This window comes from Spiroplasma poulsonii, from assembly GCF_009866525.1.
In the GTDB taxonomy this organism is placed as follows: Bacteria; Bacillota_I; Bacilli_A; order Mycoplasmatales; family Mycoplasmataceae; genus Spiroplasma; species Spiroplasma poulsonii.
Map to the genome: position 1 here is coordinate 1,233,819 of NZ_CM020866.1, position 15,307 is coordinate 1,249,125.

Consider the following 15,307-nt stretch of genomic DNA (forward strand, 5'->3'; position numbering starts at 1 on the left):
ATTTTGAGTAATGAAAGCATCTTCATCTAATTCATGAAGGTGCTTTTATTTTAATTTTAAAGAATCTGTTTCATAATTAAGTACTAACACTATTATTTCGTGCCAGAATATTTGCTTTCCACAAATTAATTTTTAAAAATTTTGCTAAAACTTTTTTAACAACATTAACATATGGTCCCGAAATAAATATAAAGGCCCTTGTCCCAAAACTAAAGTTAGTAAATAAAAAACTTCACTTATCATCATTTAATGGTAAAAAGACTCAGAAAATAAACCCGGGAATAACCATCATCACATCTAATAAAATCTGAGCAACAGGATATTTTAATTTTGTTAGTTTAATAAATGCTTCACAAACATGGTTATAAGGACCATATAAAGTTTTACTATAAATTCAAATTGCTAACCCAACACAATATAATGAAAAACCACCTAAAAATAATCACGCCGCAATACCACCAGAACTCTCTGCTCATTGTTGAATCCCATCCGCTGAAATAATATATTGTCAATTAAAGTGAATTAACAGTGGTAATAACCATACTAAAATTAAATCGCCAAGAATCATAATGCAAATTTAACTCAAATTTGACGATCTTTTGTTTTCCGATATGCTTTTACATTTACAATTAACATAAAAATAATTGTAAATAAAATTAAAACTAAATAATACATTCATAACACTAAGGCATAATGAGCAGTTAGAACCGTATCATTTAAGTGACCCGACGCATAATTACCATACATTAAGACTAACAAAGCAAAAATAGTAAAATCAATTTGACTAGCACCAGTACTAGTTGGCGCATAAATCGCAATCCCTAATGATGTCAAATAAATGCCAACAAAAAACAAAAAACCTTATAACAAGAAAATATGTCATAATTGTTGTCACTGTCATTTAATTTTACTAAATCATTTTTTCATAGTATCCTCAATAGCTTTCTTTTTTTGTACTTTAATTTTACTAAGCGGATAAAGAAATGCAAGGTTATTTAAAATAAAAATTTAAAAAATGATATTCCCTTATTTTTTTAAATAATAAATGGGTCAGTATCAACAGAAACCTTAACCAATTGTCTCTTCAAAAATAGTTTGAATATTATTTAATAAGTTTCCTTTAATATAAGTTAATTCATTATCTAATAAATGACAACTTGTTTTGACATCATATCATAAGACATGATCATTGATGGTAGTTTTTCGAAAGTTAATTTTGTTAATCTTCTCTTTTAATAATTCTAATAGTTTATCACTTTCAAGATGATCAATAATTAAATTGATTGCTTGTTGATTTGAAGTAAATTTATATCCTTCAAAAAAATTAATAAAGTTCATCGCATATTCTTCTTTTCATTTTGGGTTGGTTGAAAAAATGTAATCTTTAAATTCAAATAAATGCATTTTTTGATTAAATGTTCAATAAAAAGTTTTAATTTGTTCGATCACATCGGGAGTAATCTCTAATTTTTTTTCATTGACATTAAAAGTCAACGTTAAAAATTGCATAAATAAATTAACAATAATATTTTCCGCTGCTTTTTTAATATCTTTATGATATTTATTAAGATTCTTTTGAATTAACGGAACATCATAAAATAAATTATAATCAATTAAAAAAGCATATCTGATCCGATTCCGTAAATAATTATCATAAAAAGCTTCATAAACTTTCTTATTAGTAATTGCTGTTTCATAATAATTAATAATTAATCTATCATTAATTGGTAAGGCTAATAAATAATCAATAAAAAACTTATTTAAACCTTGGTATTGAAATTGGGTAATTTGATGATACGATAAAAAATACTTTCGATATTGACTAATACTCATTTTTCGTCAAATTGTTTCCGAACTAGTCGGATTTGAAAAATCAAAAGCTAGTTTTTCAGCTTTAGATGGTTCGTTTCATTCATCGGTTTGTTCTACAATATCTGCAACAGGTTCATCTTTTAAAATAATATTTCGTTTAGATGGGTCAATATAATCTTCATCATCCTTCATCATTGTATTTTTTCTGCTATCATCAAAATTATTAGAAGTTAAATCAGGAATATCAACTAAAGCAATTTTAGGTTTTTCTTTTTCATTTTTAATTGGATATAATAATTGCATAAAATTTTGATAGCGGTCCGAAAAAGATAAACTACTAAAATCAATCGTTTTTCGTACTAATGTTGTTTTTGGTTTTGCAACAACTTTTGGTTTTTCTTTTTGTTTAACAACTGGTGCTAATTTTTTAATTACCGCTGTTGGTCGCAGAACCTTTTCTTGTTCGTCCTCTTCATCATCTTGTTGGCGACGGTTAAATGATTCTAATGTTTCATTACCAACATAACCATAGCCACGAAGAAAAACAACACGGTTATTTTTTAACAAGGTAATAAATTGATTTGCTTGATCTGATGTTACTCTTGGAAAATATGTATGAATCAAATTTAATAACTCAGCTTTAATAATTCGATTACCATTTTTTGGTAAATATGTTTTAAATAAATATATGTCTAAATCTGTTAGATTTTTCATTTTTTTAATTTTAGCTAAATCAAATTTCATAAGGCCTCCTATTTACCAATAATCTTTTGAACAATGTCGTTAATAAGATCTGCTTGCTGATTCTTTACCATTCAATTACTATATAAAATTGATTCAATTTTTCAACCACGATCAACTAAATACTTTTGCCGATAAAAATCATATTCTTTTTGTTCAACTCCGATTGGATATATTAAATCATCACAAATAATCCCTAAAACATAATGATCATTTTTTTGATCATAAACAGTAACATCAATTTGATAAGTTCCTTGAACAGTATGTGTGGCAATTTGATAACGATCATATTTGCTTAATACGGTTGTTAAAGCAGCAGCAACTTCGGATGTAAATTGACGGTTAACTTTAGAACCTTGTTGCTCTTGATGATAACTTTTAGCTGTTGCTAATTTTTCTAATACTTTATGTTCTTGGTCTTTACCACGATTTAATTGTTCAACATATTCTAAATAATATTTAAAATAGCGCGGACCAGGATGTTTTGAATCTTCAGAAATTAATGATGACGGAAATGATTTAACAATATAAATTTTTTCTTTTGCCCTGGTAACAGCAACATTCAAACGGTTTTCACCCCCAGCTTGGGATAACGGCCCAAAGAATTGTGCAAATTTATTATTTTCATCGCGGGCAAAACCAATTGAAAAAATAATAATATCACGTTCATCACCTTGAATATTTTCAATATTTTTAACAAATAATCCCTCATTCCGACCATCATAAACACGGTGCAACTCTTGTTCTAGTTCTGGTGTTTTTTCAAATTCTTCTGTCAAATATTGTCAAATTAAGTTTTTTTGAACTTCGTTAAAAGTAACAACCCCAATTGTTTCTTGTTGTTTGCGCGTTACAATGATTTCTTTTATTAAAGCAACAACCCGTTTTGCTTCAGGAATATTACCACGGTTTTTTCAAGTTCCATCCGGAACTTCAATTAGTTTTAAGGGAAAATTTTTTTTTGTCTTATTTGAAATCATAATTAAATTGTTATCATAAAAAGCCGCATTAGAAAAATTAATTAATTCACTATATTTTGAACGGTAGTGAAAACGTAACATACTAGAATTATATTGTTTACTAGCAAAGTCAAGTAAACTTTTATCTGTTAAATTTGTTTCAATTTCTAATAATTCGGCACTATTTTCCAACCCTTCATAATCAAAACGCGATGAAAAAAAGTTTGTTGGTCCTAATTGTTTTTTATCTCCCGCTACTAAAATCCGATTAGCGCGGTAAAAAATTGGAATTGCTCGTTCAACAAAAATTTGTGACGCTTCATCAAAAATCAATTGGTCAAACTCCTGATGATTTAATGGTAATAATTGCGAAGCAATATCTGGCGTTACCATAATCATTGGAAATAACGTTTTAATTAATTCATAATTATTTTTAAAAAAATAAGTAATTGATCTTTTTGTTTTCTTTTTAGATTCTTCAATAATTTTTGGTAATGTTTCAATGAAGTTTTCTTTAATAGAATCACGAATTTGTTGATGATATAAATAAGTTAAATATTCTGTGGTATTAAGCATTGATTTATTACTTAAATTAGTTAGTTCCTGACGTCAATTCAATGTACCAACCTTTAATAATGCTCCATGTTTAAGTTGAAATTGATGGACAAAATAATGTTGATAAAGCAACGGGATGTCTTCTTCATCCGCAATAATTGGTCCTAAGTAAGCATATAATTCATAGTTTTTATCTTCACGTTGTAAGCGATCATTTTGATCAATTAATTCCAAGCGATTAACAAAATAATCAATATTTTTAAATTCTGTTGTCAAAGCCGCAATTAATTCTTCTTTTTCAACTTTAAATAAGTTAAATTTATTTTCATCAACACCATTAATTGTGTAACTAACCAGATTATTATTTAATAAATTAAAAATTAACGCTAAAAATTTTTGTGGTTTTAATCCTGTCGCTTTTTTTAACATTTTTTTAAATTCTTTCGTACTAAAACGATGATAAAGTGCCGCAAAATTTGGAAAATCATTAAATAACGCTAAAAATTTCTGAACAACGATTGTATTCTGATACATACGATGACAATGATGCAAATAATCATTATATTCTAATTCAAAGAAATAAAACTGACTTAATAATTCAAAATCTAATATCATTGGATGGGCTTTAACATTATCTAAAAATTGGAGGTAGTCCTGATACTCATTTTGACGCACAAAAGCTTTGTATCTTTTAATATCATTAAACATCGTATCCATTTTGCTTAAGAATGTTGCACTTTCTACTGGTGGATACAACTGGTTAATATTATTGATACTATCTAAAATTTTTTGATAAAAACTTTCCTTTTCTTCTAAATTCGTAATCATTAAAGCATAATTTTGAATTTTTTTCATATTATTATAAACTACCTTAATTGCATCTTGTTTTTCCGCACAAAAAAGAACTCGTTCACCACGACATAAATTATTAACAATTAAATTACTAATTGTTTGTGATTTTCCGGTTCCCGGTGGACCTTGAATAATTGTATTTTTTTCTAAAGCTTTTTTAATTGCTACTTTTTGAGAAATATCATAATTATTAATAGCCATAACAGCACTTTCTGTTAACTTTTCTTGATATCGCAACTGATTTTCTTTTCAATCTTCTTCGACATTATATTCATTTTCAAAAATTTTATTAACCGAATCATCAGTAACTTTTTCTAGATCACAATAATCACGATATAATGTGGTTGAGGAAATATTATACATCCCAAAATAACCATCAAGGACTAATCCTAAATTATTAATCTGATAATTATTATTTAAATAACTTTCTAAATTCTCATCATGTTTGAGAAACAATTGTTCTTGTTGTTTATAATAATTTAAATTATGTAAATAATTAATGCTGTCTTCGTTTTTAACTTTAAAATCCAATGTTTTTAAATCAGTAATTGCCTTCATAAAAATATCATCTGTTAAGGTTAATGAATCAAAACTAAATTCCGCAACATTATAATTACTATCTTTGATTTGACTCAAACGAATCGCTGAGTTTAATAAGATTTCATCATGTTTTGTTGCAAGAACAATTTTAGTTTTATTTCGACTAATTTCAGTAATTGGTCATAATAATAATGGGGCACGAAAAACTTTTTGTGATTGTGTTAATCCTTCAATGTATGGTCACCCAATATATAAAGGATTAATATTTTTTTCAAATAAATATAGTTTAGCATCTTGTAAAATTCGGGCAAATTTATTAAAAATTTTCGTTGTTTCTTCGGTAATAACTTTCTCTAATTTTAATAAACTTTCTTCAGTAATCTTTTTCCCCTCTTTTTTTACAAACAACGTAAAAATAAATTCAAGAATTTTTGAATAATGCAAAATTGGATACTTAGTAAAACCATGTTGTTTTAAATGCAAAGCAAATTCTTCATCGTTCCTACTTTTATTAATAATTCCACCAACATAGCCACAAATTTCTTTAATTGTTTCTGTTGATAATTTTGTAATAATTAGATTTTCTTTTTTGCTAATATTTTTTCACACTTTTTCCGGATTTTGATTTGACAAAAATAACAAATCTAACAAATTAATAATATTTTTACTTTTTGTATTAATTTTTGTTAAAAAGATGTCTCCTATTGACTTGTCATTTAATAGTCGTTTTTTATACTCACTTAAAATTGTTAAAATATTTTTTTTCATAGTTTTTCTCTTCCTATTAATCTTAATTATACTAGCACATTTGCTAAGAGTTGTAAAATATTAAAAATAAAAGTAGTATTTTTGATTTTAAAAATACTACTTTTTTCTAAATTAAAAAGTTATCGAGGTATAACGAGGTATAAGTTATTATAAAAATGATATTGTTATGAAGTTAACGGTTAAATAATCTGTGCACTTCACCACATAGTGAAGTTAATAATAATACTGGAAAAATAACACCATAAAGAAATGAAAGAGCTAAGAAATAAGAAATAATACTTACATATAATTGTGCTTTTTTATTTTTTGAATTAATAGCAATTAATCCTAATCAAAAGGAAATTAAACTTGCAATAAAAAGGATTACAATTGTTAAAAATGTTTCAAATGACATTTTTAGCACTGTTAACTCTGCTTTTCTTGTTATAAAGAAATTAAGTTCCTGCGGTAATAAAATAACATAAAGTAGTCAAACCACCATTACTAAATTAAAAATTCAAATACCTTGTTTTCCAACTTTATTATATTTATCATTATAATTTTGTAAATCAAAAGTATGACTTTCTTGACAACTAGGATCAAAATATAATAACAAACTAGGAAAAAACATTATAATCGAAGGAAGCACACTAATCAAAATCAAGATTGGTCGAATAAATTTTGCTTTTTTAGTTTTAATACAAAAAATAACAATGTTACAAATAAAACCAAAAAAAGTAAAACTAACCAAAATCATGCAATATGCTCACACTAATGAATAATTAAAATAATAACTTGTTATTTCACCACCATTTACTGCTACGACTTGATAAAATAAAAAGAATGGAAAAATTGTTAAAATACTAAGCTGATAAAGTCCTATTATTCATATGCCTCATAAAAATAATTTATAATTTTTCATTATGACATTGCTTTGCAATTAACGATGTGAAAACCAAACTGGAGTCACTAAATAAAAATGAACTATCATCCCATCATCAGTATTTCAATTATTTCCAATTAAACTTAATATTTCACTAGCAATCGCGATAATTGTACCATATGGTTTTTGTGACAGTCCATCAGCAAAAATACTACTAGCATTGCCACCATTTGTTAATAAATTATAGACTTGATCACATCTTCATTTTGCAATGTGTAGTTTTCAATATCCAAACCAGTATCACTTTGTTTCTTGCATAAAACCATTGTGTCAACCATATGCAATATTATTAAAAAAAGATGGTTCATCAGCATTAAACTTAAGGATACCTAACTGACTCATTAGTTCTAAATAAGCAAGATACTCATCACTTGTTAAAAACTGATAGACCGTTGGACTTCATAACGTTTGATTTAATTGTTGACGATTAATTTTAATTTTATTTTCTATTTTTTTAATTGCAGCTAATAAATTATTGTGCTGTTCAACACTAATTAAATTATCATCCTGCCCTATCTGTTGATCAGAAGTTATTTTACTTGTTGGTAGGCTCATCCGTTGTTCTGTTTCTATTTTTTGTTTTAATAAACTATCATTTGTTATATTAATTGTTAAGGTTGTTAATGAAATGATAATAAAAATAATTAATAACTTTTTCATTATTAAACGTCCCTTTTAGTGAACAATTAATAAACAATTATCATAATTTTTTCTTAATTTCATTGTAGCATAAAAAATAATTCTTATTGAATTAACCAATAAGAATCATCATAATTTATTAAACTATCAAATTTTTTTCTGAAAAATTTAAATCTCATTTCTTAGCAAACGCTAATGTTTTTTCTTTATATGCATTTTGATCAACAACAATAGCCCCTGTATGTTCTGCTTTATTAACTAAAAAGATTTCACTCTTCTGACTTTCTTGTTGTTGTAAATAATACATCACCACTGAATTATGATATTTTACAAAACTATCTTTTGTCCCATGAATAAATAAAATTGGTAAATCTTTTAGGCGTTGATTTTCTTTTAATAAATTCATATGTTTTAAATTTGTTTTTGAATGCTTACGAAAGTTACGGTTAATTCCTAACGATATTAATCATCATGGTAACTTAACATATTTTCGTAAAAAAGCACGAATTTGTTGTACTGGTTGTGAAAATGGACAATCAACAATTAATCAATCAATTTTATTTTCATAATAAAACTGATGGGCAAATCATAATGCTGTTGATGCTCCCATACTAATCCCAAAGACACCAATCACACTTGGATTTTTATTTTGTTTTAATCATGTAATTAAAAAATTTAAAATAATTGAATTAGTAACACCTAAATCAGATTTATTACCATAAGTATTTCCGTGCGCGTAAGCATCAAATGTTAAGATGTTATATCCCGATTGATAAAAATGATAGATATTTCGTAACCCAATATATTTATTTCGTTTAAAACCATGTAACCCAACAACTCATTTCGTTGAAGTTGGATGTTCTAACGTTAATGTACTAATTTTATTATTATTAAATTCAATAAATGATTCTTGTAAATCATTTTCATTAATAACAAAATCTTTTAGTTTTTTCGCTTTAACATCAGCTTCTAACTGTTGTAAGGTATTTAATTCAACATTATTTTGATCAATACCACTCCGTTTATATTCAAAAAGATATGGCACAAATACTTTTGAACAAATAAAGGATAGTAATAAAACAATTGGAAATAAGATAATTACTAATAAAACTTTAAAAAAAGTGTAATTATATTGTCTTAGTTTTCGTAAACTTTTTTTGTAATTTGCCTCCATAGTTTCACCACCAATTTGTTATTTAATATATAATTATTAATTATACAACAAAAAGAGAGAAAATCTTAACTAAATTAAATAGATTAATTAAATGAATTTACATTATTTAATTAATCTATTTAACATATTCTTGTTCTTTTCTTCTAAGATACTCTTCAATATCAAGTTCTTTTTTATATTCTAACTTTTTATTATAAAGTTTATATCACTCTTGTACATATTCATCGACATGAATCAAATAAGAAATATAGTTTTTACACGTTTTTCTATCATTTGCCTTATTTTTTAATTTAAAAGAAAAACCTTCTTTATTTTGATAAATTTTAGTATTTAAATGATACATATCTCAAAATTTTTTTGATATAAAAAACAACATTTTATGAAATTGAGATACTTCTAATAAGTCATCGAAGTTTTTTTCTTCTTCTAAAATATCTAAGATGATTGCTTGTAGTGGTATATTTAAAATCTTTGCAACTTTATTAATAATGTTCCTAATTATATATACAAATTTAAAGAAATTTGTATTCTTATACGTATTATTTATTTTATTAAATAACTTTTCATCATATGTCTCTTCTAAATTATCATAATTTTTAAAAACATAATCACAATCTTTAATTGAAAATATCGGAACAATATCAACTTTAATTTGATTTTTTCCCGTAATTTGTATTGACCTATTGTTATCTTTTACTTCCTTGCCTTTTCCAACACTTTCTTCTAAAAAATTAAAAATATCTGTTTTTATTTTTTTAAATTTTTCAAGATTTAATTCATTTTCAAAATATTTTATTGAAATATCTAAATCATTGTCTTTTAATTTTCTTTCAAAATAAACAGTTTTTGTTTTTACTGAACCTTTTAAGGCTATTTGACTTTTAAAAATAAAATTATTTTTAGTTAAAATAAATTTAACATCCTCAAATTTTTCTAACATTTTTTTATACTTAAAATTAAAATTATTCTTTTTTTTTAAGTTCTTTATATAACCATAGATATGTCATAAATTTATTCTCCATCTATTTTTGACATTTATCCTTTATATGAAGAAATGTTCCTTAAATTAATGTAGAATTTCCATAGTCTTTAATTTAATATTATCATTTATTTTTTAAATAATGTTTTTATCCTAATTATTTTTAAAAGGCATTATAATCAAACTAAATAACCTTACCAAAAATTATCAAAAAATAATTTTAATTAAAATATTTATTAATAATTTTTAACACATTATTTGTAAATATGTTATTTAATACTTATAAAAGGAAGGAATTTATTTATGTTAATTGCACATCAAGGTTTTCGTAGCCCCCCCCCCGCCGGAGAAAATCGTATGGTTGATTTTATTAGACTTCTTGCATTACTTGTTAAAAAATTGCAAATATTTGTAAAAAAGATACTAATAGAAAAATATAATTTTAATTAATTATGTTTTTTATTTAAAAATTTAATATTTTTCCACAATGAAAAATTAATTTATTATTTAAATTATTTAATTTTAAATAAATATTTTATGTTAAATATAATAATTGTAAATTATAAATTGAGGCAATTAAATTAAATCTTAAACCAAATCTTTTTCTTCGATTACGATATTTTTCTGTAATAATTTTAAATTTTTTAAGAATAGCAAAAATATTTTCAATAATAATTCTCATTTTTGAAACTAGTCTATTATATTGCTTTTGTTCTTTGTTTAAAGGGTTTTTCTTTGTTTTCTTTGTAGGTATTAGAACATTATTGTGATTTTTTTGTATTCCTTGATAACCACTATCAACTATTAATTTGGTATTTTTTAAAATTGGGATTTTTGATTCTTTAAATAAAGCATAATCATGTTTTTTTCCGAGCGAAAAACTTGTTGCAATAATTTTTTTGGTTTCTTGTTCGATAATTACTTGTGTTTTGATCGTGTGTTTTTTCTTTTTACCAGAATAAGATTGTTTTTGTCTTTTTTTGGGCGTTGGATTGGAGTTTCGGTAGCATCAATAATAATAGTTTTATCATTAAAATAATCATTTATTAGTGCTTTTTTACCAGCAAGTTGTTGAAAATCAGAGTTTTTAATTAAAATATCTTCAATTCACTTAATATTACGATAACAATTAGCCTCACTAATATCAAAACTTTTACCAAGATGAAAATAAGTCTGATATTCTCGTCAATATAATAAAGTCATCAATAATCTATTTTCTAATGATAATTTATTAGTTTTACCACCTTTTTTAAATTTTTCTATTTCAGCAACTTTTAAAATATCTAACATTTTATTAAAAGTGAATTTTTTTATTCCTGTTAATCTTAACCATTCTCTATCATTAAGAGTATTAAATTTATTATTGTTCATATTTTTATGTCCTCATAAATTATATTTTATAATAATATTTTAATAAAAAAGGGTATCGCAAGAAGTCTATTAATGCATTAGAAACTTTTCCTGGAGTTGAATTTGATATTCGAATGACTAAAAATCATCAAATTATTATTTTTTATGACCATAATTTTAAAAGAATTGGGAATGTTAATAAAACTGTTCGCCATTTTACTTATCAAGAAATTAAAGAGCTTGATTTTTTTAAAAAAAATCCCGAATTTTTACCACCCTTATTGATTGATGATTTTACTAACAAAATTGCTAAGCAATACCAAGTAATTAATGTTGAAATCAAACCAGATCGTTATAATGAACAAGAATTTACTTTGATTAAACAAGAATTGTTATTACTACAAACAAAAACAAATGCTGAAATTATTGTTTCTTCATTTGGCCATGACGCTTTAAAATTTATTAGTAATTTAAATAACCCTTTTAAAAAAGGTTATTTAATTGAGAGTTTAAAAGATATTGATCAAACTTTAATTAACAAATTTGATTATTTACATCCGTCAATTGCAACAGCCAAGCAAAAAAAGAATGTTGCTATTATTAAAAATCTTAATTTACCATTAAATATCTGAACTTTTAAAAATGAAAAAGATCTTAAAATTATTAATAATTTATATCCCCAAGATTTTGTCCATAGTTATATTAGTGACATTGCAACCTTAAATCCGACCTTAAAATAATATTTTTATTTTGAAAGGAAACAAAATGGAAACATCAGAACAACAGAAAAAAATTAGTAGCAAAACAATATGAATTATTGCTATTTTAGCACTAGCTGATGTCTTAGTAATGGCTATCCAATTCTACTTAAAAAACGTTATTTCTTCTGTCAAAATTTCAGAAGGATTGGGAATTAGCGCCTCGCAGTTTTCCCAAGTCAATGCTATTTATGAATATGTAGCATTATTAAGTTATTTTCTGGGCGGTTATTTTGCCGATCGCTTTAATTTAAAAAAGTTAACCCTAATTGGGTTAACTGGAATTGGGATTGTCAGTATTTGATATGGCTTAATTCCTTTTATTACTAGTGGAAAAATTATTCAAGTTTATGTTATTTTTTCCTTATGAAGTTTTATTAGACTTCTTGCGATACCCTTTTTTATTAAAATATTATTATAAAATATAATTTATGAGGACATAAAAATATTAACAATAATAAATTTAATACTCTTAATGATAGAGAATGGTTAAGATTAACAGGAATAAAAAAATCCACTTTTAATAAAATGTTAGATATTTTAAAAGTTGCTGAAATAGAAAAATTTAAAAAAGGTGGTAAAACTAATAAATTATCATTAGAAAATAGATTATTGATGACTTTATTATATTGACGAGAATATCAGACTTATTTTCATCTTGGTAAAAGTTTTGATATTAGTGAGGCTAATTGTTATCGTAATATTAAGTGAATTGAAGATATTTTAATTAAAAACTCTGATTTTCAACAACTTGCTGGTAAAAAAGCACTAATAAATGATTATTTTAATGATAAAACTATTATTATTGATGCTACCGAAACTCCAATCCAACGCCCAAAAAAAGACAAAAACAATCTTATTCTGGTAAAAAGAAAAAACACACGATCAAAACACAAGTAATTATCGAACAAGAAACCAAAAAAATTATTGCAACAAGTTTTTCGCTCGGAAAAAAACATGATTATGCTTTATTTAAAGAATCAAAAATCCCAATTTTAAAAAATACCAAATTAATAGTTGATAGTGGTTATCAAGGAATACAAAAAAATCACAATAATGTTCTAATACCTACAAAGAAAACAAAGAAAAACCCTTTAAACAAAGAACAAAAGCAATATAATAGACTAGTTTCAAAAATGAGAATTATTATTGAAAATATTTTTGCTATTCTTAAAAAATTTAAAATTATTACAGAAAAATATCGTAATCGAAGAAAAAGATTTGGTTTAAGATTTAATTTAATTGCCTCAATTTATAATTTACAATTATTATATTTAACATAAAATATTTATTTAAAATTAAATAATTTAAATAATAAATTAATTTTTCGTTGTGGAAAAATATTAAATTTTTAAATAAAAAACATAATTAATTAAAATTATATTTTTCTATTAGTATCTTTTTTACAAATATTTGCAATTTTTTAACAAGTAATGCAAGAAGTCTATTACTTGCTTTATTTTTTTGAAGTGCGCTATGGAAATTGTTATAAGAACAAGGAACTCCTGCTCAAAACGGTAAACTAAATGGAATTAATGGTAGTTTAAATGGGTTGATTGGAACAGTTATAATTGCAATCGCTTATTTAGTCTTTTGATTGTTTGAAAATGTTTGAACAGAGTCATTAGGAAACTGAGCTTTTAGTACTCTTGTCTTTATTTTTTCGGGTTTAATTTTTATTAATTGTATTTTATTATGAAAATTTGTTCCTAATATAAATCATAATTCTAATCAAAATAATAATTTTGATATTAAAGAATTAGGTAAAACATTAAAAAATTTTAAATTATGAATTGTTACTTTATTAATTATGGGAGTTTATATGTATCAATCTGGTTTAAGTATTTTTGTAACTTTTATGCAAGATGCCTTAAAAATTCTACCAATTATTGTCGTTGTTGTAGGAATTTTACGAACATATTTCTTCCGGTTTTTATTTAATGCCCCTGCTGGTAAATTAGCTGATCGTACCCAAAAATATATTTTATTTATTGTAATTGGTTTAAGTTTAGCATCCTTAATTACTATTACTGCGATTAGTTTACCTGGTTATAATGAAACGTCATTTGAATCATTATCATCAACTTGAAAAATTGTTATTCAAACTTTAATTGTTATTTTATATTTAACATTAGGAATTATTTGTTGATCATTAGTTACCAACCGTTGAGCAACAATTTATGAAATTAATATTAGTCAAAAAGAATATGCTGCCTCTGTTGGGTTAATCTCATTTATTGCTTTTTCACCAGATGCCTGATTTTGACAAATTGATTCAATTTTATTAAAACATTATGGAACTGAAACGGGTTATCTAACTAATAAATTAGCAAACCAAATTAGTTTAACAATTATTACAGGAATTGGCCTTTTTGCCTCTCTCGCAGGTGTTCTATTATTATTGGTTCTAAAAAAAGAGAAGCGACAAAAACAACAACTTGTTACCCTTGAATTTTTAAAAAAAAGAACTGTCAACGACAACAGTTCTTTTTTTTAAAATAACATTTAATTTTATTCTGTTTTGTCAGGTTCTTGTAAATCCCCTTCAGCCTGATAAGCTTCCTGGCGAATATGTTTAGCATCCTGATAATTTGGATTATCTTTAGATTGATAAATTTTTTGATTTCGAACTAAATAACGATCTAATTCAGTTTGAATTTCCTTCACAACATAATTTCAATCATCTGTTACCGTAAAGGAAGCATCTAAAGTCGCTTGTAATTGTGGATTGGTTTTTAATCGTGCTTGATATTTTTTTTCAATAGTATGTGTAATACCAAATAACAGCAAAACTAATCATTCCGACAATATAAGCAATTTCTAATGTATTTGATACAATCGTTGCAATTCCTTTTGAAGCACCTGTATTTAACTAATTAATTGCAGTATGATATGAGCGTCCTAAGTCAACAAAGAATTGCACAAATTGTCAAATTAAGAAAATTAATACTAATGATCAAGCAATCATTTTTCAAACCTTTACCCGCATTTTTTTCGTAAATCCTAACTTTAAAGCAACCATTATCACAAACGAATAAATAATAGTCATAATTAATGATGCTTCCCCAGTAATAGCAGCATACGAGAAGACAGCATTGCCACCCGTTGCACCTTGAATAATATCAGGAATAAATAATCAAATCATTGCAAAGATAAAAGTAATAATTAAGTTTAAAAACGAAGCTTTAAAAGGAATTCCATTTTTATTTAATTCTTTATATTTACTTGGCATTAACCCTTCCACGGCAAATGGTTCTA

General features: G+C 24.9%; 18 protein-coding genes. 6 read left to right on the forward strand and 12 right to left on the reverse strand.

Annotated features, from left to right (window positions below; translation table 4 throughout):
- Positions 1–76: 76 nt before the first annotated feature.
- From MSROBK_RS06955 to MSROBK_RS06990, 8 genes are all read right to left on the reverse strand, one after another.
- Positions 77–568, reverse strand: coding sequence for an SPE_1075/MLC_0560 family membrane protein (locus tag MSROBK_RS06955; protein WP_052443518.1), 492 nt, complete (start codon positions 566–568; stop codon positions 77–79).
- Positions 550–834 carry a hypothetical protein gene (locus tag MSROBK_RS06960; protein ID WP_040093743.1) on the reverse strand — a complete coding sequence of 95 codons (285 nt, stop codon included), beginning with the start codon at positions 832–834 and terminating at the stop codon, positions 550–552. Before MSROBK_RS06960 ends, MSROBK_RS06955 begins: the two co-directional genes overlap by 19 nt.
- A gap of 234 nt (positions 835–1,068) precedes the next feature.
- Positions 1,069–2,556, reverse strand: a complete 1,488-nt coding sequence (locus MSROBK_RS06965; protein ID WP_040093744.1) for a hypothetical protein — start codon at positions 2,554–2,556, stop codon at positions 1,069–1,071.
- 8 nt (positions 2,557–2,564) lie between these two features.
- Positions 2,565–6,227 carry an AAA domain-containing protein gene (locus tag MSROBK_RS06970; protein ID WP_040093745.1) on the reverse strand — a complete coding sequence of 1,221 codons (3,663 nt, stop codon included), beginning with the start codon at positions 6,225–6,227 and terminating at the stop codon, positions 2,565–2,567.
- A gap of 172 nt (positions 6,228–6,399) precedes the next feature.
- On the reverse strand, positions 6,400–7,128 hold the full coding sequence (locus tag MSROBK_RS06975) for a hypothetical protein (RefSeq protein ID WP_040093746.1): 729 nt from the start codon (positions 7,126–7,128) through the stop codon (positions 6,400–6,402).
- 18 nt (positions 7,129–7,146) lie between these two features.
- Entirely contained in the window at positions 7,147–7,809 is a 663-nt protein-coding gene (locus MSROBK_RS06980; protein ID WP_040093747.1) for a hypothetical protein, read from the reverse strand.
- Between the two features lie 118 nt (positions 7,810–7,927).
- A complete protein-coding gene (locus MSROBK_RS06985; protein WP_040093748.1) occupies positions 7,928–8,962 on the reverse strand; it encodes an alpha/beta hydrolase in 1,035 nt (344 codons plus the stop codon).
- Between the two features lie 115 nt (positions 8,963–9,077).
- The gene (locus MSROBK_RS06990; protein ID WP_040093749.1) at positions 9,078–9,902 is read right to left on the reverse strand and encodes a nucleotidyltransferase family protein; all 825 of its coding nucleotides are present in this window, start codon (positions 9,900–9,902) and stop codon (positions 9,078–9,080) included.
- A 342-nt stretch (positions 9,903–10,244) separates the two neighbouring features.
- On the opposite strand from MSROBK_RS06990, the gene MSROBK_RS06995 reads away from it, so the two are divergent.
- A complete protein-coding gene (locus tag MSROBK_RS06995) occupies positions 10,245–10,391 on the forward strand; it encodes a hypothetical protein (RefSeq protein ID WP_157944242.1) in 147 nt (48 codons plus the stop codon).
- An 85-nt stretch (positions 10,392–10,476) separates the two neighbouring features.
- Here the strand turns inward: MSROBK_RS06995 and MSROBK_RS13915 are convergent, their stop codons facing one another.
- Together MSROBK_RS13915 and MSROBK_RS13920 are read right to left on the reverse strand one after the other, a co-directional pair.
- Complete coding sequence (locus MSROBK_RS13915) at positions 10,477–10,875, reverse strand: transposase family protein (RefSeq protein WP_242441474.1); 399 nt, start codon at positions 10,873–10,875, stop codon at positions 10,477–10,479.
- On the reverse strand, positions 10,860–11,312 hold the full coding sequence (locus MSROBK_RS13920) for an IS5 family transposase (RefSeq protein ID WP_040092647.1): 453 nt from the start codon (positions 11,310–11,312) through the stop codon (positions 10,860–10,862). Before MSROBK_RS13920 ends, MSROBK_RS13915 begins: the two co-directional genes overlap by 16 nt.
- A gap of 68 nt (positions 11,313–11,380) precedes the next feature.
- On the opposite strand from MSROBK_RS13920, the gene MSROBK_RS07005 reads away from it, so the two are divergent.
- The 5 genes from MSROBK_RS07005 to MSROBK_RS07020 all read left to right on the forward strand — a co-directional run bounded on the left by MSROBK_RS07005 (position 11,381) and on the right by MSROBK_RS07020 (position 14,546).
- Complete coding sequence (locus tag MSROBK_RS07005) at positions 11,381–12,031, forward strand: glycerophosphodiester phosphodiesterase (RefSeq protein WP_052443519.1); 651 nt, start codon at positions 11,381–11,383, stop codon at positions 12,029–12,031.
- Positions 12,032–12,056: 25 nt separating this feature from the next.
- Positions 12,057–12,470 carry an MFS transporter gene (locus MSROBK_RS07010; protein WP_040093750.1) on the forward strand — a complete coding sequence of 138 codons (414 nt, stop codon included), beginning with the start codon at positions 12,057–12,059 and terminating at the stop codon, positions 12,468–12,470.
- A gap of 107 nt (positions 12,471–12,577) precedes the next feature.
- Positions 12,578–12,949 (forward strand): IS5 family transposase, encoded by a 372-nt coding sequence (locus MSROBK_RS13925; RefSeq protein WP_040093092.1) that lies wholly within the window; start codon positions 12,578–12,580, stop codon positions 12,947–12,949.
- On the forward strand, positions 12,934–13,332 hold the full coding sequence (locus tag MSROBK_RS13930) for a transposase family protein (RefSeq protein ID WP_242441474.1): 399 nt from the start codon (positions 12,934–12,936) through the stop codon (positions 13,330–13,332). Before MSROBK_RS13925 ends, MSROBK_RS13930 begins: the two co-directional genes overlap by 16 nt.
- A 314-nt stretch (positions 13,333–13,646) precedes the next feature.
- On the forward strand, positions 13,647–14,546 hold the full coding sequence (locus MSROBK_RS07020) for a hypothetical protein (RefSeq protein ID WP_227991180.1): 900 nt from the start codon (positions 13,647–13,649) through the stop codon (positions 14,544–14,546).
- A 14-nt stretch (positions 14,547–14,560) separates the two neighbouring features.
- On the opposite strand, the gene MSROBK_RS07025 is transcribed toward MSROBK_RS07020, so the two are convergent.
- Positions 14,561–14,857 carry a hypothetical protein gene (locus MSROBK_RS07025; protein ID WP_133165064.1) on the reverse strand — a complete coding sequence of 99 codons (297 nt, stop codon included), beginning with the start codon at positions 14,855–14,857 and terminating at the stop codon, positions 14,561–14,563.
- 64 nt (positions 14,858–14,921) lie between these two features.
- Complete coding sequence (locus MSROBK_RS07030; protein ID WP_105628960.1) at positions 14,922–15,281, reverse strand: amino acid permease; 360 nt, start codon at positions 15,279–15,281, stop codon at positions 14,922–14,924.
- Positions 15,282–15,307: the final 26 nt, after the last annotated feature.